Source organism: Nostoc sp. (assembly GCF_035638895.1).
Taxonomy (GTDB): Bacteria; Cyanobacteriota; Cyanobacteriia; order Cyanobacteriales; family Nostocaceae; genus Nostoc.
Genome location: NZ_DASQZC010000471.1, coordinates 1 through 21,041, shown reverse-complemented (window position 1 = coordinate 21,041; position 21,041 = coordinate 1). Strand labels below are relative to the sequence as shown.

Genomic DNA, 21,041 nt, shown 5'->3' with positions numbered 1-21,041 from the left:
TCTTAAATTTCGCCTGCCAACCCAGCTTGTCCTTCGCCTTAGCTGGATTCCCTCTACCCACTGCCAAATCTGTAGGCCGCAGCAGGCTATTATCTATCACAACATGGTCACGCCAATCTAAATCTACAGATGCAAATGCTGCTGATACAAAATCCTCTAATAAAGAACTTTCTCCCGTAGCAATCACATAATCATCCGGCTGCTCCTGTTGCAGCATTAAATACATCGCCTCAACATATTCCGGTGCCCAACCCCAGTCACGCTGAATCTGTATATTGCCTAAATACAGTTTTTCATTACTACCTTGAGCAATACGACAAGCACCAGCAACAATCTTTTGTGTCACAAATCTTTCAGGACGTAGAGGAGATTCATGATTAAACAGAATCCCAGAACAGGCAAACAAACTATAAGCTTCCCGGTAGTTAGCAACTTCCCAAAAAGCAGTAGCTTTAGCTACTGCATAAGGGCTTCTAGGGCGGAATGGCGTTGTTTCATCAGCAGCGATTTTACCAGTATCACCAAAACATTCACTAGAACCAGCATTATATAGTTTGATTGGAACACCCAAAAAACGAATAGCTTCCAGTAAATTTAGAGTACCAGTGGCTATGCTTTCTAAAGTTTCTACTGGTTGTTCAAAAGACAAACCAACTGAACTTTGTCCTGCCAAATTATAAATTTCATCTGGCTGGATTTTTGTCAAAACTTGCAACACGCTGCGAAAGTCATTTAGAGCCATTGACTCTAACTTTACTTGGTCTTTGATACCTAAGTTAACCAAGTTTCGGAAAGAGGAAATCTGGGCATCTCGTGAAGTACCACAGACGATATAGCCTTTATTAAGAAGTAACTGTGTCAGGTAAGCTCCATCTTGACCTGATATTCCACAAATGAGAGCTTTTTTCATTGAGTTATCTTAATTAATCCACATTTTTCCGAGTGCTTTAGAAATAGAAAAAACTTGATTTTTAAATTCATTTATAAGGCTTAACTCACAAACTGGAAACCTCTAAGACCTTCATAACCAAATTGTCTGGCACTCTTACGAGTAAACTCCCCAACGGAAGGGTTACCCAGAGAATCAATCACTCCGCTTACTTGCTGCCATAGTTCTTGTGGTGCTACCGAAATATCATAAGTACCATCATCACACTTGCAAATGTGATACCAAGTTGTTTTCTGACAATCTTCACACCAAAAAGCTTCTAACCATTCTCCTTGTATCGCAACTGTAGTTCGAGATGATACTAACATTAAGGCGTTCCGCCGGCTCATACCTCGTTGCTGTAACTGACCTGCTTGGTCAGCAAACATATTATATTTCTGACTGACGCTATCGATATAGCAGCTATGAATTGGGCAAAAAATAGCCCGTCGTTTAGAACGTTTCCTATTTCGGTCACACCTTTTCTGCAATTTTACCTCCTGTATAGACAACACCTATGAGCAAGGAAGGCTATGTTGGAGGGACTGAGATCAATAAGACCATCGAAGCCCAACTCCTAAAAAATACTACAAAATATTCAATTAACTTCAATATCTTTACTTACTTTACATCCATTTGAGGCATAGTTATTACCTCATCAGATAATAGTGCCTGCTGTAAAACATGTAAGTATTGTTGAGAGATAACTTTCGGTGTAAAGTGCGATCGCAAATACTGACGACCTGCTTGGCCTATCTGCTCTGCAATTTGAGGATCTCGACTCAGAAAGCGAATAAATTGCGCTAGACCATGACTATCTCCATTCTCAAATGTCCCACCACAATTAGCTTCAGTCACCAGTTGTTTGAGATATGAAGTTCGGGAGCAAATTACTGCTATTGGTCGCCCAGAGGCTAAACCTGAATAAAATTTGCTAGGAACAACCAAACCCTCTGTAGTTTCATCCACACTCACTAGTGAGAGATCGCAAGCTGTTAATGAATAGGGTAGCACCTGCTGATCTTGGTAAGGTAAAAACGTAAAATTTTTCAGCCCTAACCGATTTACTTCCGTGATTAATTCTTCACGTTTGGCACCACCACCAATGCAGACAAACTGAATTGGCTCATCTTGCAATTGCTTGGCACTTTCCAATATAGTATCTATGTCATGGCAGCGACCCATATTGCCAGAATAGAGGACAGTAAATTTTTTAACTAAATTGTACTTCCAAGCAAACCAGTTTTCTCCCTTGGCAATCGGCACGATCGCTTCTGGGTTAGCCCAACTGTGAATTATAGAAATCTTATCAGCTATTTCCGGACAATGGGCTACTACCTGTTGTTTCATCGCCGGGCTAAGTACGATAATCCCCTTAGCATTTAACCAAACCTGTTTGTTGATATCACGCCACAAGCGCACTAACCAGTTATCTTTAGAAATTACACCTAGTGCGATCGCAATATCAGGGTATAAATCATAAAGTATGCACACATAGGGCAATCGGAACAATAAATGAGCCAAATATCCGATAACTGGCAAAAATGGGGGAGCTGTAGTTACTAGTAATATATTGTTGCGACGCCAAGCTTTTAGGAGATAAAGCGTAGCCCGTAAAGTATATAGTATCCCATTAATAGCTTTACCACGAATCCTTCCTGGCCAGAGTTGGGCTGTGCGCGATCGCTGAATTCTGATTTGGTCAGCCCATTCAACTGCTGGGGCCGTATGAGAGCTAAACGCATATCCTGGCTGACTTGTAAAAACTTCAATATCCACCCCTTGTGCCCCTAACTGTTCCACTAGTTCTTCGAGCAACTGCCCTGTAGCTGCATAATCTGGGGGAAAAAATTGGGTGACTACAGATAATTTAATTGATTGTTGAACTTTTACAGAAGGTTTATTCTTTGTATCTAACTCAGTAGAAATGGATGGCAACAATTTTTGGTTAATCCATTCATTAAGTCTCATCAGCTATGTTCCTAGTCTAGAGCAAAAAATGCTTGTTTAATCTATCAGTGAAACTCAATCATTCAACCAGTTTTAAAGACGTATTTGGGCATTTATTAAATTTGGGTATGTCTGAAAAATAATTGAAGTTGTCATCCCTTGAGCATATTGAAGTGGATGACCTTGATTTAGGAAATTAGCAATTAAGCTTGTTAATGCTTCCTGCCGTACTTGATGATCTGTCGTTTCTACATGATATGTTTTTGTCCCCAGGTGGTCTTGAGGATATACTATGTTATTTCACGAGGGGTTTAGTAAGCGCAAGATTACGTAATTAAAAAATCGATGGCGGAAAATTTCTGTATATTTACTTAGAAAATTAGTTGTCCAATCCAGCCACACATGAAATCTATATATAGCGTTTCCTAGTCTACTGATAAGCTGATGCGCGTCTAAGTAAGTATATAAACACTCTTGATGGTCGTTAACTGTTGACTGTTGACTGTTGACTGTTGACGGTTAATAGTCATCAGGTAAATGTACAAATTAAATACGTAACAGCTTACCTTTTCTGTATGAAGCTGCGCTAAATTATCAACAAGGGTGTATTAGGTACAAGTGCGATGGGTCTCAAATTGCAAGTTGAGATTAAACAGAGCCGAGAAGAATTGAGCAAAGCTGTTCAATATGCCGCAGAAGCTAGTAGCAAACAGCGATTACAAATGCTCTACTGGCTAAAAAATCCCCAAGCTACAAGTAGGCGATCGCATTAAGCACCTATGGGATAAAATATTAAGAACTTATAATTAATAACCCTCAATCACTCATAAAAAACCTCTTCCCTGCCTCCCCAACTAATTTCATAACTAAAATAAAATTTCTTATCGCCATCCTCGCAGATTTTTATGTACCTGCGCTAGATACCACATATAATCAGCAATTTTGTAATTATCAACAGCTTTAACTATATATTCCTGAGCTAAATCTAGCTTATTCTCAACTTCGTAATATAATCCTAAGTAAAGATGACTGTAAAAATTTCCCTTTATCCCTTCTGATTGACCAACAGTTAAAACATCATCTGGTGTACAATCTCCCGCATACAAATCATATACGCGCTGCATAACACGTCGAGGGTCATTTTTTACAGTTAGCAAAGAATGACGCGCCTCTTCAAGACCTAGCGAACGAGCTATGCAGAGATATCGCCATACTGTTTCTTCTACATCTTGAGCATTTACAATCAAATCTATTTCAAATTGTTCAGCGCCCTCAGCAAATCTTTCTGCATAATAATACGATAATCCCCGTTGCCACAGGTAAGGTTTAATACGGGCATCCAATTGCTCTGCTATATCAAAATCTTGAATAGATTCATCAATCTTAGCCAGTTGAAAGTTAACCATGCCTCGCCGAATGTAAGCATTAGGATTTTTCGGCTGATTACGAATGGTTTCGTTCCAGCGCTGGAGTTGATTTTCCAGAGAATTTGAAAAAAACATGAGTTTGCCTAGCTAATATGCATTGAATAGAATATTTTCAAGCTTGGGGAGAATTCGTCAACTCCTAAAATGAGTCAAGTTTTGTCATACTAAATTCTTGGCGTTATATTTCTACTTTTCCATGACCAATGTGATTGAGTTTCCTTGGCAGCAAGAGGCAATTATTCTGCATAGTCAATATCTAATAAATAGTTTTCAGCATTGGACGGGAAATTCTTTGCTGGATGGTAATGGTTCACCACTTGAAACAGCACAGGCGCTATTTGAAGCACCATTTGCCTTAGTTTCTCACGGTACTGAGTTAGACCCAATTTTCAACTACGGTAATCGTAAAGCGTTGAAACTATGGGAGCTTTCTTGGGAGGAATTTACTAGAATGCCTTCCCGAAGATCAGCTGAAGAATTAGTACAGAAAGAACGCGATCGCTTATTATCAGAAGCAACAAGTAAAGGGTTTATCACCAACTATTCTGGTATCCGCACTTCTAGTAATGGTAAACGTTTTTACATAGAAGATACTATTTTATGGAACGTTTTAGATGATCAAAATCAGTACTACGGTCAAGCTGCTTTCTTCTCTAGGTGGAAATTTATTACATAACTACTGCTTCACAGACTTTTTGGATTAATTGCTCTTGGTCGCAATTTTGCTAATCAATCTTGATATCGCTATTCAAGGAGTGCAGTTTCCTTCGTCTAAGTCCTACTATCAATCTCAAATCTTAAAGCGAGATCCATCCACGAGGTAGAAGAAACTACTTAAATTATTCAGTATTGTGTAACTGATGTCTTAAAATCAGGAAAAAACGCCCGTGGTTCCCATTAGAGATAATAATCCGACAAAAATTACGCCTTATGTAACTTATGGGCTGATTGCTGCTAATGTCCTCGCTTTTCTTTATGAAGCAAATCTTCCCCCCCAAGCATTAAATGGGTTTCTACGCCTTGCGGCTGTAGTACCACGAGAACTGACTTTAAGCTTTGGTGGTGTCTCTCTACATCAACCAGTGCCAGAGTGGGCAACTTTAATTACCTCACAATTTTTACACGGTGGTTTCTTGCACTTAGCAGGTAATATGTTGTTTCTCTGGATTTTTGGTAACAACGTTGAAGATAAGTTAGGTCATGCCAAATATTTACTGTTTTATTTATCTTGTGGTGTTTTGGCATCCTTGACCCAGTGGTTCTTCGCTCAAGATTCTAGCATTCCTTCTTTGGGTGCAAGTGGTGCGATCGCAGGCGTTTTAGGAGCATACATTCTCCGCTTTCCCAACGCCGAAGTTCTCGGCATAGTGCCTTTAGGGTTTTTCTTCCCGACTTTCCGCGTCCCGGCATATTTCTTTTTGGGATTTTGGTTTCTTGAACAAGCTTTCTACGGGCTTGCTAGTCTGCAAACACGTACCAACATCGGTATGGAAAGCGGGGGTATTGCCTACTGGGCCCATGCAGGCGGTTTTATCTTTGGAGCAATTCTCGGCCCATTGTTGGGTTTGTTTAACGATAAATCAAAGGAAGAAGCTTGGTATCAGTAATTTTCAGAGTATAGAGCTTTCAATCAGACTAATTAATTAAAACTGCCTAAGCTTCGCAACTGCTAGCCTTACAAGCTATATTGCAGTTAGTGAATAAATTAGGAAAAACATTTGTGTTTCCCCTCTACGATGAAAATCCGACGCGAGCCACCCCGTATTTTACCTACGGGTTAATTGGCATGAATATTTTAGTTTTTCTTCACGAGGTGAGGCTGTTAAATGCATCGTCAAATGTACAATTGAATCAGTTTTTAAGTGAGTATGCAGTAATACCTCAACAGTTAACCACCAATTGGAGTGGAGAGTGGATAACGTTATTTACATCGCAATTTTTACACGGTGGTTGGTGGCACTTAATCTCCAATATGGTGTTTCTCTGGATTTTTGGCAACAATATTGAAGATCGATTGGGTCATGTTAAATATCTAATTTTTTATTTAGCTTGTGGTGCTTTAGCTGCCTTGTGTCAATGGTTTATTGGCATGAATTCTGAGATTCCTTCCTTGGGAGCAAGTGGTGCAATTTCTGGTGTTCTAGGTGCTTACATTATCCGCTTTCCCCAAGCTAGAGTCATGACCCTAGTATTTTTGGGGTTTTTCATCACCACAATTAGAGTGCCAGCACTAGTAATAATTGGACTTTTTATTGTGCAAAATGTAATTTCCGGTCTTGTTACCCTGCAAACAGCCGCTAATATGAGCGTGGAAACTGGTGGAGTTGCCTACTGGGCACACATTGGTGGTTTTGCTTTTGGGATAATTCTCGCTCCCCTATTTGGGTTGTTTAGGCAGGACTAAGTACAAAATTTTCGAAATCATTAACTAAACAATTGCTACCTATCAATCGTCTGCGTATCCTCTGCGTTGAAATTTCCCCCCTCGATTCACCACGATTTTACTCAAAGCTGTACTAAGCAATTCAAAACTATTCCCTATTTGGGAAATGTATTAGTTTTTGTTGGCACTTGCTGAAAGTTCTTCTGATTCTTCTGTTTTAGATGTAAATCTTGATGATTCTACGACTTGTTCAGGTAAAGAAACAATCATATCAGTGCCATTGATAATTGCCCCCAATAACCCCAGTTCCGATTCAACCAATTGATCAATAGCTTCGCCTAACATGTTCTCTTGTGTATAGAGTGGTCGCGCCACAAGTACCATGCCATCGCTGTAGGGTTGGATTAACAAAGGGTCGTTAGATATGCTGAGGGGACTAGTATCCAAAATAACTAAATCAAAACGTTCTCGGACATCCTCCATCAGGCGGCGCATTTCGCTAGATTCAAGAATAGCGGCGGATTGCCGTACAGGGCCAGGGCTGGGTATGATGTATAAATTTTCTACATGAGGAACTAAACGAATGCATTCACTTAAGTTAGCGTAATAACGCAGGGGTTCAATAGTGGCGTCGGGGTCAGGAATTACATTTAGTGATGCACAACGGGAAGGCGATCGCAAATCTGTTTCAATAATCAAGGTTCTTTTACCAGCACGAGCTGAAGCTACACCCAAGTTATAAGCACTTGCCGTTTTACCCTCTAAGTTACTGGTGCTAGTAATCAACACCACCTTTAAGGCTGCACCACCAATCCGGCGCAGATTACTACGGAATTTCTCATAAAATTCTAAATAAGGAGAATCAGCAGAAAGTACTACAGGCACTGCATCTTGAGGCAAATCATCAACTGGCATTAAAGGCAATTCTCCCAACAGTGCCACTTCCCGTTGCTTGAGGCTCTCGCGGATATCCTCCCTGGTTTTGAAAGTACCTTCCAGCGCTCCTAACAAAAATATTACTCCGCCACCAATTAACACACCTAATAAACTACCCACAGCAAGGGTAATAGGTACACTCTTAGGTGGTTTTACGTCCGCAGTTGCTGTAGGGCGTCTGGCAATGCTAAGGCTACTGGTAGTTTCTGCCTCTGCGGTTTTGGCATCGGTTAACTTCGCCTGCATTTGGTCATAGATGGCTTTTTTAAGTCCAACCTCTTGTTCTAAACGCGATCGCTCTAACTGCTTATTGGGTATTAAAGAATACTCTCGCCGTAGTCGCGCTTCTTGTTGGATTTCTTGAGCTAGTTGTTGTTGCAACGTCTCCCGTTGGGTTTGCAAAGACACCATTTGGTTTGCCAACTGCTGGCGGGCTGGATCTAAGCTACTTTGGGCGCGAATCCCGGCAACGCTACCCTGAAGCGGAGCCGCCGTTCCATCACCACCTAATACCTCTCCAGCCCGTTGTTGCAACAATTCCTCAGCAGCTTGTTTCTGACGTAGCAATTGAACCATCGTTGGGTGTTCCGGCCGCAAATCTTTCGTAAGTAAGGCGATTTGCGACTCACTCTGATAAATTTGCGATCGCAAGTTGCCAATAATTGGATCGGCACTCAAAGCAGAAGAAATATAAGCCTGTCCGACTGTTAAGCCTAACTTATTTTGTAAACTCTTAACTTGACCATCAACCCCAGAAATAGTTAATTGAATTTGCCGTTGTAGATTTTGGCTGTTAGTAATGCCATTTAGCAAACTGCCATTCTCCGCCGCTAATATCGCCGTTCGCTCTATGCGATCGTACTGTTCCAGCCTCTTTTCGGCAATTTGCAATTCCCGTTTAGTTTGGGGTAAACGCTCGTTAATCTTTTCAATAATTGCTTGTAATCGCCCAGTATTGATGTCACTGCTCAACTTAATCATTGATTGCATCAATGCCGTCAAGACCTCTATCCCTCGTTTGGGGTCACTATCTACATATTTCAGTTCAAAGGTACTCGTTTCTAATTCTCCAGTCCTGGGATTTTTTTTAGGTGGAGAAAGGACAATACTTGAACCGAGTTTTTCCGGTTTGATATTTACTTTCTCTGCCACTGTCGCAAGTATCTGGTTTGATAACAAAACATCCTCATTTAGTTCCTTTCCTTGCTGTTGGATTTGACTACCAGTTGCAGAAAAAGAAACTGGTGGGCCAGCATAGGTAAGTGCAGCAGATGCTATGTAGTTAGTCTGTGGCTCTGGCTGCATTGCCACTACCGTTGACCCCACTACGACTAAACCAAAGCTAGCTAGTCCAATCCACTTGTATTTTTCAAAAGCAATAAGATAGCGTTTAACAATTGGTGGAGTCATGGCAAGGGCATATAGAATCAGTTATTAGTTATCAGCTTTATATTTGTCACCCTCATCTCCTCTTTCACATCCGGTAACAATCACCGAAGAGGTGAGAGTTACTAATTTCGCCTGCCACCGAAGTCGTCAAAAAATCGGAGAAAGGACTGGACATTGAAGAAGGGTTGAGTAATAGTAGTCAAGAAATTAGTAATTTTACCGATGAGGTTCCGACCAACAACCAGAACATCATTATCTTGAAGGGCCACATTTTGAGATGCATCGCCTCCTAGAGCTTTTTTCGCATCAAGTTTCTGGGTAACAGCTTTACCTTGTTCAGGATCAAAGCGAACTAGAGCGATATCTCGGAGATTAGCAGTGTCGAGATTTACTCCTCCCAAAGCATCTACAAAGGTACTCCCGTTAGGTAGTGCTTGAATGGCAAGACCTCCAGCAGCGTAGTTTAAAACCCGGACTCTAATCTGTGGTGTAGCTAAGGATGAACGTGCTACCAAATTGCGGTCATAATCGTCATTATTACCAACTTCACGACGGGGGATGAGTATCGCATCTCCGTCTTGTAAGCGTAAATTAGGGATTGAACCGCCATTTTGCAGTGCTGCATATAAATCAATAGTTTGTGAAATCACAGAACCATCAATTAACTTCCGGCGTACTTGCACTTGTCGCAGGTCTGCATTCAATGTTGAACCACCAGATATTAGTAAGGCATCAGCAACGCGGGGTGCTGTTGAATTAATCGGATAAATTCCAGGTCGAAATATTTCTCCACTAATGGTAACTTGAACTGGTCGCGTTCCTGCCAGGGATACTACTACGATTGGATCGGGTAAAATAGTACTTAAAGCCAAGCGAATTTTTTCTTGAGCTTCTTCCAAAGTTAAGCCTTGTAATGACACCGTTCCCACTTGTGGCACTACAATGTTGCCTTCTGGACTAATTACAGCTTGAAAACTTAAGTCTTGACGCTGCGTTGCCAAGGCTAAAACTATTACTGGATCAACCACATAACGATTTAAACCCAAGCGAATTTTTTCTTGAGCTTCTTCCAAAGTCAAACCTTGTAAGGAAACTTTTCCCAGTAGCGGCACCACAATGTTACCTTCTGGGTTGATTAAAGCTTGAAAGCTCAAATCTGGAAAGCGCTGCACCGAAACGCTAATTCCATCTCCTATTCCTAAGCGGTACGGCCCAGGAGGACGCTGAAGCACAACACCAATTGCATCTCCCGGCCCCAAGAGATAGCGGCTGAGTTGGGGAGAAATTTCGTCATTTGCACCTAAAGGTACAACCTCAGTACCTGGCACAGGCGCAGGAGGTTGCCTTGGTAATTGTCCTTGAGGTGGAAAAGGCTGGGCAACAACAACCTGGATAGGTGCTGTTAAAAAAACTCCTACTTGAAGACTGACAAAACACAGGGCGCTGAATGCACGCATATAAGAACTTTGATCTATAAACATCGGTGCAGGAAAACTGAGATAAAAATTAGTCGCACCGAGTGGTAATTTTACTCTAAAAATATCCTAAACGTTTCTTTTATCTGCGAGTATTTTACCAGCAAAAAGTAGAAAAATTTTACCAATTCTAATTTATAACTTCATATTTTTAACCTGAACGTGATTATAGAGATACAACTGAAGAATTTTGTACAAATGCATCTGTAACAGACTCTACAAAGAGTCTGCTATTAATTTAGCTTGTACTGTTTCTCCAATAGACTGTGCTAAAGGCCAAGATGTTTCTACCTGCCCCAAAGGTTCTATTGGAATCAGAATACTTACCCCCACCCAAGGAGTGCGTTGCTTACGCCACTGGGCCAATTGATCTACCAAGAACCAGTGAAAAGGTGATGGAGTTCCGCCGTCTGGCATAGCGTACCATTGCAAGACAGCGAAGGTTTGCTGTGGTGTGACGGCGCGAAAGAATCTAGCTTCTACTTTTGTTTCAACCTTAGATGTCAACTTTGTAGGCGGTTTTACAGTAAATTCCGCAGAACGATATTGAGCTATATCCCACTTTCCCCAGCGTGATCTTCCCCAGCCGTTAACGTCTGTCCACTCTACCTCTGGTTGATCCATAGGCCCATTTTGCGGTAGTAAAAGCAAGATTGCCTGGGATTCGGAACCTTCTTTTTTAAGAACCTGCAAAGACCATTTATGTTCGCCAATTTGCTGTTCTGCTTGTTCAATAGTTTGCCAACCAGGAAGGCCTAACCCAGTCTTACGGATCTGTTTTAACTCCTTGAGGGTACTCAGAGGTGGCGGCTGTTTCCATTGCCATTGTCCTGTCAGGTATCCAGGAACCCCTCCTATCGCCAACAAGAGTAGCAATAACAAAAGTGCTGCCACCTGACTCAATTGGTTTTCCTTAAAAAACTTGGAGAAAGAAATCATCAGTAGTAATATTTATAATACTTAGGCAAAATTTTACTTCATAAAATCACACCATGAGTTCAGTAATATTTATTAGTAGATAAAAAGCAGGGGGCAAGGGGAGCAGGGGAAGAATTTTTAACTCTTGACAAATGATAAATGCAAATGACTAATGACTAATGACTTTCCCCTTCTTGTTGAGTTTCCAAAGATTCTGAAAAATAGCTATTAATCCAATTCAGTAAGGGCACTAATGACACCAGCATACAAGCTGAATAGACATCGCCACCCCAACCATCATGTAGCCATTTAAAAGCCGCTTCTTGACCTGTGCCGTGAAAGAAAGTTAGTAAAGTATTACGAATGATATTGGCACAAGTACTAACGATCGCAGCAAGAGATAAAAACGTTATAACTGTGCGACGTGAAGACAAAGCATCTGTCCAATAAAGCAGCATCAAGCCGACGTAGAGAGTAGTAAACAACATTTTCAGCCCTGCACAATAGGGAGCAACTTCTACAATCCGTCCCCCTACGTAGAGATTTATCTCATCTACGGTTACGTCCATACCAAATTGATTCAGTATAAAGCCTGCTGTGCCAGCGATAAAGCTTTGAAGGGGAAAGGTGTAGGGAGCAATGAGATAGGGTACTGCCGTTGGGGTTGCCAAAAATACTAATATCAGGGGGAACCCTTGCGATCGCAAACCTGCTATTCCCTTAAACCACAAGCAGAATCCTGCTAGTATAACGGGCAAGGAAAGGTTAACCCACTCTGTAACACCACTAAGATAAAACACTGCCCCGAATAACAATAAAACAGGGCCTAAAGGATGGATGGTATCTGGTAAACGTTTCCACTTTTTTCGGTTCATCCAGCCCAGATAAGCCGCAAATGGTAAACCAATAATCCCGTGGCTGAAATATTCGTGTTCTGTACTGATATTTTTGTTCAGCCAACCATCCAACCAATGTAGCAATATAGGAGCATAAAGCAGCAGCAAAACGCCTAAAATAGCTAGATTTAATAATTCTGAGGCGTTTCTGTTTTTAACCTGTTGGGGTAGTACCATGATTTTCAGTAATTCAAAAACTCTCGGTGTTTAAGGGGAATCGGGAGTGGGGAACGGGGAATGGGGAACCTCATGAATAAATTCAGGCTACCACGCTACCAAGGTCAGCATGAGAGCGTTTATCTGTTTTAGAAGTTGAGACTGCATGAGCGATCGCTGTTACAACTTCTTTAACTTGGCTACTGCTCAAACCAGGATACATCGGTAATGATAATATTTCTTTTGACAGTTTTTCTGCTTGGGGGAAATCTCCAGGCTGATAGCCTAAATTTGTGAATGCTGGTTGGAGATGACAGGGAATTGGGTAATGAATGCCAGTTTGAATTCCTACATCTGTGAGTTTTTCTTGAAGTTGCTGGCGTTCTATGGGGCAAGAATCATCAACTCTAATGACATAAAGGTGATACACATGGCCTGTATCACTCTGGTTTTCCATAGGGATAATACCAGCAGTTGCCAAGGGTGCTAGTTCCATATTATACTGCTGGGCAATCGTCAAGCGATCACGATTCCATTGTGGCAAATATGGTAATTTCTGGTGCAAGACTGCTGCTTGTAAAGTATCCAAGCGGCTATTTGTACCTGGTTCAGTATGAAAATACTTTTGCGATGCACCATAATTTCGCAAGCGCATCATCTTCTGAGCTACATTTGAATCTCGTGTTAGCAGCATTCCTCCATCCCCAAACGCTCCCAAATTCTTGCTGGGATAGAAACTAAAAGCTGCTGCTATTCCGACTGAACCAGCGTGATATCCGTCTCTTTGGGCGAGGTGTGCTTGTGCAGCATCTTCAAAAATTAGTAGTTTGTAAGTATCGGCAAAATTCAATAGTTCATTTGGTGATACCATTTGGCCATAAAGATGCACAGGAATAATTGCTTTGGTATGAGGCGTAATTGCCTTGGCTGCTTTTTTTAAGTCAATTAAAGCTGTTTGGCGATCGCAATCTACCAGAATTGGCTTCGCGCCAGCCCGTTGTACCCCAATCAAGGTTGCTATAAAAGTGTTTGCTGGTAAAATCACTTCATCACCAGCGCCAATATTACACGCTTGCAATCCGAGAGCGATCGCATCTGTTCCTGATGCAACACCAACTCCATAAGCTGCCCCAGACGCTGCCGCAAATGCTGCTTCAAAATCTGAGACTGCTTGCCCTAAAATAAAATCTCCTTGTTCCAATACACATTGGATTGCATGTTGCAATTGCGTTTGAATTGGTTCGTGTTGTAACTTCAAGTCTACAAAAGGAACTCTAATAGTCATTTTATTCATTACCAATTGTCCTCAAAAAAATATTTCCTCGGATGGAAAAAATAAAAAAGCCTGCACAATTTCAGCATAAAATTGTAATAGGTTTAATCTACTGAATCGAGACTTCTATAAACTATCTAGGATGGTGAGCCATAAATACTAGCTGTTATAAGTAATTATTGCTAGAAAAGATACAAGGTTTTAATTTTATCAGTAAATTTACTTTCAATATACCAGTCAGAATTTTCCTTCTGTACATAAACAATGACAGCCCCTTTGTATTGTATCCTTAGCATTAGCTTACCCTGGCTGAATCTAAATCTAACGCAGTCTGGCTGTAAAATCCCAAGCAATAAAGGTTACACGAGCTTTAGATAAAGAATATTCAGCACCAGTAACCGACTTAATGGAAGAGATAAAAAATTTTTGCTCCAAATTTGTTTGTCAGAGGCAAAATTAGGGAATGCTTAAAAATAGCAATTGATAACCCAGAATAGGGCTTATATCAATTACAGTATCGAGAAATTATTAAGGTAGCAGTGGCAATGGTAGAGCCTGAAAATAAATTATTTGCCCTAAAGGATGGTTGGGACTCTCATGAATCAAGAGAACAACAACGCCTTAAAGCTTTGTCAGATTTAGGTTTGCGGCAACCAGAGACGATTCCGGTTTTTGAAGAAGCCACACAGACTGCTGCCCACTTTTTGGAAGCACCAATTTCCATATTGGGATTTGTGGATCAAGAACGTCACTGGTTTAAATCGGCGGTGGGCTTATCTAGGCTGGGGCTAATGAATCATTTAGCACAAAGCCGCCAACTGTCACGTCGGGAATCCTTTTGCACTCAAGTAGTAGAAAGTCTTCAAATATTTGTAATTAATGATACGCATAATCTGACAGATCCAGTACTTGCTAGCAGCAAGTTAGTGCAGGATTATGGTATTCGTGCTTACTTAGGAGCGCCACTGATTGATGCTGAGGGACATTGTTTAGGTGCATTGGCGGTTATGGATTTAGTGCCACGCAATTTTACAAACCGAGACATTGAATTTTTACAAATTATAGCTCGTTGGAGCATGAGTGAATTTGAACGTAACCGACTTCTACAACGGAGAGTTGAATCAAGTACACCCGTAATCGCTCCGATATTTTCAATCAATGACGAACGGAATACTGAAATTAAACTCACCCCAGCCACTACAGATAGCGGCTCTGTTTCTACCAAGGAACTGAAACTGGAACTTTTAGATCACCTAACTCAGGAGTTACGCACGCCCTTAACATCTGTACTCGGTATGGCTAGTGTTTTAGGACGTGAGATTTATGGGCCTTTGACGACTAAGCAAAGAGAATATTTGGAAATTATCCAACACAGTGGTCGGTATTTACTTTCCTTAGTAAACGAAATTACCGAACTAGGAGCTATGGATGAAAATTCAACTGTGCTAAATATAGCTCCTGTGGATATCGAAATGCTGTGTCAACAAGCTATCAATACCCTTGAAGAAGTAGCTAATCGCCGCGAACAAGATATTCGCCTCTCTATAGAACCGGGACGCAATCGCATTTGGCCTTTAGATAAAGACAAGGTGCGGCAAATCCTCTATCACCTGGTTTTCAGTGTGATTCAACTTTCGGCTACAGGTAGCATTGTTCGTATTCATGTTTCTTACAAGGAAGATGCGCTCAACATTACTATTTGGGTTTCCCACCCTTGGCTAGGGGACGGTATCACTGAAGTTGATCCCTACTTCCGTCTCAATTCTTTGTCGCTGTTGGAGCTAACAGGTGAAGTAGCAGCTTACAATACTCATGCACAAAACCACGAGCAAGGAGATATTTCATCAGTAGTAGTGGATAATTCAAAAAACTTGAGTGCGAATCACTCAAATTTCTTTGCTGCTAGTTCAGGTATAAATTTGGCTAAATCACATGGAAATATCTCTCGTGAAAGTTTGGGTTTGTTGCTAAGTTGTCAACTGGCAGAATTGCATAGTGGACAAATTTTGATTCAAGGTTCACCAGAATCAGGATATCGTTATGTGCTTTCTTTGCCACTGCAACTGGCGACTTCTTCACAAACAATTGGCGATGTCTGATCACAGCTAGTAGGGAACAGGTTACAGGTTACAGGTTAAAAATAATAAGGAAATACAAATTCATGCTTTGTTATGTAGTAACTAAGTGAAGGGTTAATCTAGGGCTATCTTCACTTAGTATTAGCTGAAGTGCTTAAGATTACAGGTAGTGGCCGATCGCTATGAATAAGAGCATCATCACTAAACTGCAATTTTCGTTATTACCTTTTTATAGCCATAGGCATTATGATCAATTCCAAGTTCTGCGTCGGCAGGCTAATTGATCGCAATGTTTTTTATGAATTTAGTCTGGCAACGATTTACTTTATCATCTTTCCCGCTCAAAGAATACCTTGCTACCAGTTACGTACATCGTTTTCTGGTGGGACTGTTAAGTTCTTGGCGGCAAACTAGCGTCTTGATTCAATGGGGAGATGCGACAGCAGCTGCTTTACTCAGTTTAGTATATGCGCTTGCACCTTTTGCTTCGAGTACATTGATAGGCTTGTTGCTGGTGGCTTGTGTAGCATTTTGGCTATTGTTGACTTTATCTGATGAAGCAACACCAGCAAATGTCTCCTCAGTCACTCCCATTCACCTACTGGTATTGCTCTACTGGGGGGTTGCCGCAATCGCAACGGCATTATCACCAGTGAAAAAGGCGGCACTTAACGACTTGGCAACGTTGACCTTGTATTTGCTGCTATTTGCCCTTTGTGCCAGGATACTGAGGTCGCCTCGCCTCCGGTCTTGGATTATCATCGTTTACCTACACGTATCGTTAATTGTCAGCGTATATGGTTTGCGGCAATGGTTTTTTGGAGCCACAGCACTGGCAACTTGGGTTGATCCAGAATCTCCTCTGTCTAAAACTACCAGAGTCTACAGTTATTTAGGCAATCCCAACTTATTAGCTGGATACCTCTTACCAGCAGTAATTTTTAGCTTAGTGGCAATTTTTGCATGGCAAAGCTGGATCAAAAAAGCCTTAGCATTAACAATGTTAATTGTCAATACTGCCTGCCTGATCCTCACTTTTAGCCGTGGCGGTTGGATTGGACTAGTGGTGGCAATTTTAGCTGTGATGGCATTGCTGGTTTATTGGAAAAGCGTGGAAATGCCTCCTTTTTGGCGTACCTGGTCACTACCGATTGTCTTGGGAGGTTTGATCGGGGTATTGGTGCTAGCAGTGATATTTATAGAGCCAGTACGCCTACGAGTGTTGAGTATTTTTGCTGACCGTCAAGATAGCAGTAATAATTTTCGCCGAAATGTGTGGGATGCTGTTTTCGAGATGATTCGCGATCGCCCCATTTTTGGCATTGGACCAGGACACAACTCTTTTAATCAAGTTTATCCTCTTTACCAACGCCCTCGTTACACTGCTTTGAGTGCCTATTCGATTTTGTTTGAAGTGACTGTAGAAACTGGCTTTGTTGGTTTAGCTTGCTTTCTCTGGCTAATAATAGTCACATTTAACACGGCATTTCTACAAATGCGACGACTGAGACGATTGAGAAGTGTAGAAGGATTTTGGTTAATTGGAGCGCTCGCTATTTTGTTGGGGATGCTAGCTCATGGAACCGTAGATACTGTCTGGTATCGTCCTGAAGTTAATACCCTCTGGTGGCTCATAGTTGCCTTAATTGCTAGCTATTGGACACCTTTAGCTCAAAACCAGACAAATTCATCTAACTTAGAACCAACAGTAAACTAACTAACATGATTAAATTGTCAGTTGTTTTTTACAGAACAACTGACAATTTAATGAATTTTCTATTGTCTAGCACAGGTCGGCAGAAATAAACTTACTATTTCGTTCAACCAGAAAGCACTAAAGAATTAAAGCCTTTTGACTTTTGAAAGGCACTTGCGTCTCCCCTTGGGAGACGCTGCGCGAACAGCGCCCTTAAGCCGCCCAACACCCTGGCTGGCTCCTTTTGAATTCCGCCTTGCGGTACTAATCTCTGTAGGTAGTGGCGCTTGGAGCATTAGGATCGCGGTAAGCAGTAGGTTGGTTCTCACTCTTTTTACCACCCAAACCAGCCAAACCAGCTAGACCAATTAATCCCAGCCAACCCCAATCAAAACCGTTGCGATCATTATTGTAAGTGGTCGTTCCTGACCCAGTATTGGCTCCGGGGTCAGTTGTCGTTTGAGCTTGTGCGGATAGAGTTAAGGGTAAAATTCCCATACTCAAAGTGAGAACGCCAGCACCAATAGCTCTAATGAAATTACTTTTCATAAGTTGTGACAATTCCTTATGCCATCCGAAGTTACTAACCACTTTATCAATTCTCAACTTAAAGAAAATCAATCTGCGGCTATAAACTAGAAATTTTCACAACTCATGCTATAGACATACAACATGCTTTTTACAGTAATTGGTTTTTCACTCTGGTGTAGTACTTTAGCGACACTTGACACTCAATAGTTTTTCATTGCCCGTTGAATGTCACGCTGGTCTTGGCGTCGTTTCAGGTCTTCTCGCTTGTCGTGGAGCTTTTTACCTCTACCAAGGGCTATACTCACTTTTACCCAGCCACGTTTGAGATACATTTTCAAAGGGATTAAAGTTAAACCCTGCTGTTCAACTGTGCCAATTAGCTTGCGGAGTTCTTTGCGATGCAACAGCAGCTTCCGTGTACGCCGTGGTTCATGATTAAAATATTGTCCACTAGCGTTATAAGGCGAGATATGGACATTGATCAACCATGCTTCACCATTGCGAAGCAAAGCATAGCCATCTTGGAGATTTACTTTACCCGCACGAATCGACTTAACCTCGGTTCCTGTCAACTCAATTCCAGCTTCGTAAGTTTCTAGAATTTCATACAAATAACGGGCTTGGCGGTTGTCGCTAATAACTTTGTAACTGTCGCTCTTGTCGCTCATTGATAATTTTGTGTGCTTTAAATGTACCTAAAAAATTATTTAGATTTTTTGTTAATTATAGGCTGTATCTTAGAACCGCTATAAATTATGAACTGTATATCACTAATTTAGCTTTTATCAGTTCACAATTAAGAGTTTTCTGGCAACTTTAAGTTATATGATACCGATTACCTGTGAGTTAGGTAAGACTTGAGGCTTAAGCCCTAAGTCTTACCTAGTTTGATTTTGTGTAGTTTCACAAAGACTTGGTATGATGCCAACAATCATTAGTGATTAGCTAAAAATTAATTACAAAGGGCAAAAAATAACAGATATTTATCCCTACTTAGCTTTTAGTAAATTATTTATTAAGTTAATATTAATTTATACTATGGTAAGTATTTACCGTGCTGTATTGATGAGTTGTTACAAACGATAAAGCTTTCTATGCCTCCCAAAGAGAGCGAGTCAAAGGTGAGTTACACTTCTTTAACCTTTTCTAAGGATTTAAGATTTTCTTTATAAACTATCCCTAAAAACATCATTAGGTGGTAATCCTGTCATAGTATGAAACATAAGAATATTATTGTCTGTGTTCACTGATGAAGCGTGTAAAAGCAAATTTCTGAGTAAAAAAATGCTAGGGGTGTATTGTCCATGCCCTTGACGATCCTTGTAGTGGATGATGATTTGGGCACTCGCCTGTCTGTTAGTGATTATCTTGAACTGTCTGGCTACTCGGTGATTACAGCTAATGACGGTCAAGAGGCTTTGGTTATGGTGGATGAGCATCATCCAGATTTAATTGTCACGGATATCGTGATGCCACAGATGAATGGCTACGAACTAGTGCGCCGGGTGCGTCAACAACCAGTGTTTCGGTTATTACCTGTAATTTTATTAACAGCCCGAACTAAGACCCAAGAAAGAATTTTGGGCTACCAGTCAGGGTGCGATTTATTCTTACCTAAGCCTTTTGAACTGGAAGAGTTAGCAGCAGCAATCCGCAATCTTTTGGAGCGATCGCAAATTATTCAATCGGAGTATCGATTTTCTCATAAAGAGAGTTTGGGCATTTCCGCCTCGACAAAAGCGGTGGATACCCATAATTCTCTTTCCACTCAAATTCAGAAAGCCCACTTGCACTCCTCCCTAACTCATAGAGAACAAGAAGTCTTAGAGTTATTGACTCATGGTCTGTCTAATGCTGAAATGGGTCATCAGCTACACCTGAGTCCTCGCACAGTGGAAAAGTATGTTAGCAGTTTATTGAGAAAAACCTCAACCAGCAACCGAGCGGAATTAGTGCGTTTTGCGATAAAGCATGGTTTGGTGGAATAAAAAAGTCAGGAGGAGAGACGCGATTAATCGCGTCTGTACAGGAGTAAGGAATTAAAACTCCTAATTTTTAACTTTTAACTCTTAACTCGTAACTCCTAACTTTTGTGAGCAGACCTTCACAAGCATCGATCAGTAAATCAATAACCCGATTAAATCCCTCTTGACCACCGTAATAGGGATCTGGAACTTCTTTCAGGGAGTGTCGAGAGCAAAACTCGCACATCAAAAGCACTTTATGCTGATACTGCTTAGTTTGATCAAGAGTGAGGATGTTCTCATAATTTTCTTGATCCATCGCTAAAATTAAATCAAAGTCTTGAAAGTCTGACTTTTGAAACTGGCGTGCTCGACCACGTAGTTTAATTCCCAACTTTGTAGCAGCCGCAGCACTCATGCGTCTGTCAGGTGGACTACCAACGTGATAGCTAGATGTACCAGCTGAGTCACAGAGTATGTGTTCGCTCAAGCCAGCCTGCTCAATTAGATGATTCATAATGTTTTCTGCCGATGGCGATCGGCAGATGTTACCTAAGCAGACAAATAGCAACTTGTAAGCCATAGATATTTTTTGTCCTTTGTCAATAGTCAAAAGCTATTTGATCAATGACCAATGACAAATGACTAAAATCCAGGAAGTTCTAGTCCACTGGTCAATTCTTCCATACGTTCCCGCATTGTTGCTGTGGATTTGTTATAGGCTTCTTTCATTGCGACTGTCACCAGATCAGAAAGTACTTCTGCACCTTCTCCTAAAGCATCTGGAGAAATTTCTACTCGCTTGGGTTCTTGGTTACCACTGACAATCACCTTCACCAGACCACCGCCAGATTCTCCTAGAATCTCCATTTGCTCCAATTCTTCTTGGAGTCGCTTTGCGCCTTCTTGAACTTGCTGCGCTTTCTTAAAAGCGTCAGCCAATTCTTTCATTTTTCCTAAGCCAAAGCCGAATCCTTGTCCTTTACCTGTCATAATTAGTTTTACGCGTATGCGTTGAATAACAAATCAAATTCAATTATA

The 21,041-nt window shown here is 41.1% G+C and carries 20 protein-coding genes; 7 read left to right on the top strand and 13 right to left on the bottom strand.

Annotated features, from left to right (window positions below; all coding sequences use genetic code 11):
* The 3 genes from VE944_RS23725 to VE944_RS23715 all read right to left on the bottom strand — a co-directional run.
* Nucleotides 1–910: GDP-mannose 4,6-dehydratase (locus VE944_RS23725; protein WP_324982808.1), on the bottom strand; the 910-nt coding region annotated here is incomplete at its 3' end.
* Nucleotides 911–990: 80 nt separating this feature from the next.
* Nucleotides 991–1,317 (bottom strand): hypothetical protein, encoded by a 327-nt coding sequence (locus VE944_RS23720; protein WP_324982805.1) that lies wholly within the window; start codon nt 1,315–1,317, stop codon nt 991–993.
* A gap of 232 nt (nt 1,318–1,549) precedes the next feature.
* Nucleotides 1,550–2,899 carry a glycosyltransferase family 4 protein gene (locus VE944_RS23715; RefSeq protein ID WP_324982803.1) on the bottom strand — a complete coding sequence of 450 codons (1,350 nt, stop codon included), beginning with the start codon at nt 2,897–2,899 and terminating at the stop codon, nt 1,550–1,552.
* A 602-nt stretch (nt 2,900–3,501) separates the two neighbouring features.
* Between VE944_RS23715 and VE944_RS23710 the strand changes: the two genes are divergently transcribed.
* Nucleotides 3,502–3,651 (top strand): hypothetical protein, encoded by a 150-nt coding sequence (locus VE944_RS23710; RefSeq protein WP_324982800.1) that lies wholly within the window; start codon nt 3,502–3,504, stop codon nt 3,649–3,651.
* Nucleotides 3,652–3,759: 108 nt separating this feature from the next.
* Here the strand turns inward: VE944_RS23710 and VE944_RS23705 are convergent, their stop codons facing one another.
* On the bottom strand, nt 3,760–4,380 hold the full coding sequence (locus VE944_RS23705) for a tetratricopeptide repeat protein (protein WP_324982799.1): 621 nt from the start codon (nt 4,378–4,380) through the stop codon (nt 3,760–3,762).
* Nucleotides 4,381–4,501: 121 nt separating this feature from the next.
* Between VE944_RS23705 and VE944_RS23700 the strand changes: the two genes are divergently transcribed.
* The 3 genes from VE944_RS23700 (at nt 4,502) to VE944_RS23690 (ending at nt 6,709) form a co-directional block, all read left to right on the top strand.
* Nucleotides 4,502–4,981, top strand: coding sequence for an MEKHLA domain-containing protein (locus tag VE944_RS23700; RefSeq protein WP_324982797.1), 480 nt, complete (start codon nt 4,502–4,504; stop codon nt 4,979–4,981).
* Nucleotides 4,982–5,192: 211 nt separating this feature from the next.
* Nucleotides 5,193–5,912: a rhomboid family intramembrane serine protease gene (locus VE944_RS23695; RefSeq protein WP_229553913.1), complete on the top strand. Its 720-nt coding sequence runs from the start codon at nt 5,193–5,195 to the stop codon at nt 5,910–5,912.
* Between the two features lie 113 nt (nt 5,913–6,025).
* Nucleotides 6,026–6,709, top strand: coding sequence for a rhomboid family intramembrane serine protease (locus VE944_RS23690; protein ID WP_324982792.1), 684 nt, complete (start codon nt 6,026–6,028; stop codon nt 6,707–6,709).
* Between the two features lie 150 nt (nt 6,710–6,859).
* Here the strand turns inward: VE944_RS23690 and VE944_RS23685 are convergent, their stop codons facing one another.
* From VE944_RS23685 to VE944_RS23665, 5 genes are all read right to left on the bottom strand, one after another.
* Nucleotides 6,860–9,034 carry a GumC family protein gene (locus tag VE944_RS23685; RefSeq protein WP_324982790.1) on the bottom strand — a complete coding sequence of 725 codons (2,175 nt, stop codon included), beginning with the start codon at nt 9,032–9,034 and terminating at the stop codon, nt 6,860–6,862.
* A 101-nt stretch (nt 9,035–9,135) separates the two neighbouring features.
* Nucleotides 9,136–10,494, bottom strand: coding sequence for a polysaccharide biosynthesis/export family protein (locus VE944_RS23680; protein WP_324982787.1), 1,359 nt, complete (start codon nt 10,492–10,494; stop codon nt 9,136–9,138).
* Nucleotides 10,495–10,704: 210 nt separating this feature from the next.
* On the bottom strand, nt 10,705–11,427 hold the full coding sequence (locus VE944_RS23675) for a cyanoexosortase B system-associated protein (RefSeq protein ID WP_324982785.1): 723 nt from the start codon (nt 11,425–11,427) through the stop codon (nt 10,705–10,707).
* 155 nt (nt 11,428–11,582) lie between these two features.
* A complete protein-coding gene (crtB, locus tag VE944_RS23670) occupies nt 11,583–12,479 on the bottom strand; it encodes a cyanoexosortase B (protein ID WP_324982782.1) in 897 nt (298 codons plus the stop codon).
* An 82-nt stretch (nt 12,480–12,561) separates the two neighbouring features.
* Nucleotides 12,562–13,752, bottom strand: coding sequence for a DegT/DnrJ/EryC1/StrS family aminotransferase (locus VE944_RS23665; RefSeq protein ID WP_324982779.1), 1,191 nt, complete (start codon nt 13,750–13,752; stop codon nt 12,562–12,564).
* Nucleotides 13,753–14,276: 524 nt separating this feature from the next.
* Here VE944_RS23665 and VE944_RS23660 point away from each other — a divergent pair.
* Together VE944_RS23660 and VE944_RS23655 are read left to right on the top strand one after the other, a co-directional pair.
* Nucleotides 14,277–15,830, top strand: a complete 1,554-nt coding sequence (locus tag VE944_RS23660) for a GAF domain-containing sensor histidine kinase (protein WP_324982776.1) — start codon at nt 14,277–14,279, stop codon at nt 15,828–15,830.
* A gap of 277 nt (nt 15,831–16,107) precedes the next feature.
* Nucleotides 16,108–17,526 carry an IctB family putative bicarbonate transporter gene (locus VE944_RS23655; RefSeq protein WP_324982773.1) on the top strand — a complete coding sequence of 473 codons (1,419 nt, stop codon included), beginning with the start codon at nt 16,108–16,110 and terminating at the stop codon, nt 17,524–17,526.
* Between the two features lie 243 nt (nt 17,527–17,769).
* Here the strand turns inward: VE944_RS23655 and VE944_RS23650 are convergent, their stop codons facing one another.
* Complete coding sequence (locus VE944_RS23650; RefSeq protein WP_324982769.1) at nt 17,770–18,054, bottom strand: WGxxGxxG family protein; 285 nt, start codon at nt 18,052–18,054, stop codon at nt 17,770–17,772.
* 182 nt (nt 18,055–18,236) lie between these two features.
* Nucleotides 18,237–18,704: an SsrA-binding protein SmpB gene (smpB, locus tag VE944_RS23645; RefSeq protein ID WP_324982766.1), complete on the bottom strand. Its 468-nt coding sequence runs from the start codon at nt 18,702–18,704 to the stop codon at nt 18,237–18,239.
* A 636-nt stretch (nt 18,705–19,340) separates the two neighbouring features.
* On the opposite strand from smpB, the gene VE944_RS23640 reads away from it, so the two are divergent.
* A complete protein-coding gene (locus VE944_RS23640) occupies nt 19,341–20,024 on the top strand; it encodes a response regulator transcription factor (RefSeq protein WP_324982763.1) in 684 nt (227 codons plus the stop codon).
* Nucleotides 20,025–20,091: 67 nt separating this feature from the next.
* Here VE944_RS23640 and VE944_RS23635 read toward each other — a convergent pair whose 3' ends face one another.
* Both VE944_RS23635 and VE944_RS23630 read right to left on the bottom strand, forming a co-directional pair.
* Nucleotides 20,092–20,583, bottom strand: coding sequence for a low molecular weight protein-tyrosine-phosphatase (locus VE944_RS23635; protein ID WP_324982760.1), 492 nt, complete (start codon nt 20,581–20,583; stop codon nt 20,092–20,094).
* 62 nt (nt 20,584–20,645) lie between these two features.
* Nucleotides 20,646–20,993, bottom strand: coding sequence for a YbaB/EbfC family nucleoid-associated protein (locus tag VE944_RS23630; RefSeq protein ID WP_100900466.1), 348 nt, complete (start codon nt 20,991–20,993; stop codon nt 20,646–20,648).
* Between the last annotated feature and the right edge of the window lie 48 nt (nt 20,994–21,041).

Excerpts from the sequence above, each read along its gene's own strand:
- VE944_RS23630 (WP_100900466.1), bottom strand. The coding sequence starts at position 20,993 with ATGACAGGTAAAGGACAAGGATTCGGCTTTGGCTTAGGAAAAATGAAA.
- VE944_RS23635 (WP_324982760.1), bottom strand. The coding sequence starts at position 20,583 with ATGGCTTACAAGTTGCTATTTGTCTGCTTAGGTAACATCTGCCGATCG.
- VE944_RS23680 (WP_324982787.1), bottom strand. The coding sequence starts at position 10,494 with ATGTTTATAGATCAAAGTTCTTATATGCGTGCATTCAGCGCCCTGTGT.
- VE944_RS23700 (WP_324982797.1), top strand. The coding sequence starts at position 4,502 with ATGACCAATGTGATTGAGTTTCCTTGGCAGCAAGAGGCAATTATTCTG.
- VE944_RS23650 (WP_324982769.1), bottom strand. The coding sequence starts at position 18,054 with ATGAAAAGTAATTTCATTAGAGCTATTGGTGCTGGCGTTCTCACTTTG.
- VE944_RS23705 (WP_324982799.1), bottom strand. The coding sequence starts at position 4,380 with ATGTTTTTTTCAAATTCTCTGGAAAATCAACTCCAGCGCTGGAACGAA.
- VE944_RS23640 (WP_324982763.1), top strand. The coding sequence starts at position 19,341 with ATGCCCTTGACGATCCTTGTAGTGGATGATGATTTGGGCACTCGCCTG.
- VE944_RS23655 (WP_324982773.1), top strand. The coding sequence starts at position 16,108 with ATGAATTTAGTCTGGCAACGATTTACTTTATCATCTTTCCCGCTCAAA.
- VE944_RS23685 (WP_324982790.1), bottom strand. The coding sequence starts at position 9,034 with ATGACTCCACCAATTGTTAAACGCTATCTTATTGCTTTTGAAAAATAC.
- VE944_RS23710 (WP_324982800.1), top strand. The coding sequence starts at position 3,502 with ATGGGTCTCAAATTGCAAGTTGAGATTAAACAGAGCCGAGAAGAATTG.
- VE944_RS23675 (WP_324982785.1), bottom strand. The coding sequence starts at position 11,427 with ATGATTTCTTTCTCCAAGTTTTTTAAGGAAAACCAATTGAGTCAGGTG.
- VE944_RS23715 (WP_324982803.1), bottom strand. The coding sequence starts at position 2,899 with ATGAGACTTAATGAATGGATTAACCAAAAATTGTTGCCATCCATTTCT.
- smpB (WP_324982766.1), bottom strand. The coding sequence starts at position 18,704 with ATGAGCGACAAGAGCGACAGTTACAAAGTTATTAGCGACAACCGCCAA.
- crtB (WP_324982782.1), bottom strand. The coding sequence starts at position 12,479 with ATGGTACTACCCCAACAGGTTAAAAACAGAAACGCCTCAGAATTATTA.
- VE944_RS23720 (WP_324982805.1), bottom strand. The coding sequence starts at position 1,317 with ATGTTTGCTGACCAAGCAGGTCAGTTACAGCAACGAGGTATGAGCCGG.
- VE944_RS23665 (WP_324982779.1), bottom strand. The coding sequence starts at position 13,752 with ATGAATAAAATGACTATTAGAGTTCCTTTTGTAGACTTGAAGTTACAA.
- VE944_RS23660 (WP_324982776.1), top strand. The coding sequence starts at position 14,277 with ATGGTAGAGCCTGAAAATAAATTATTTGCCCTAAAGGATGGTTGGGAC.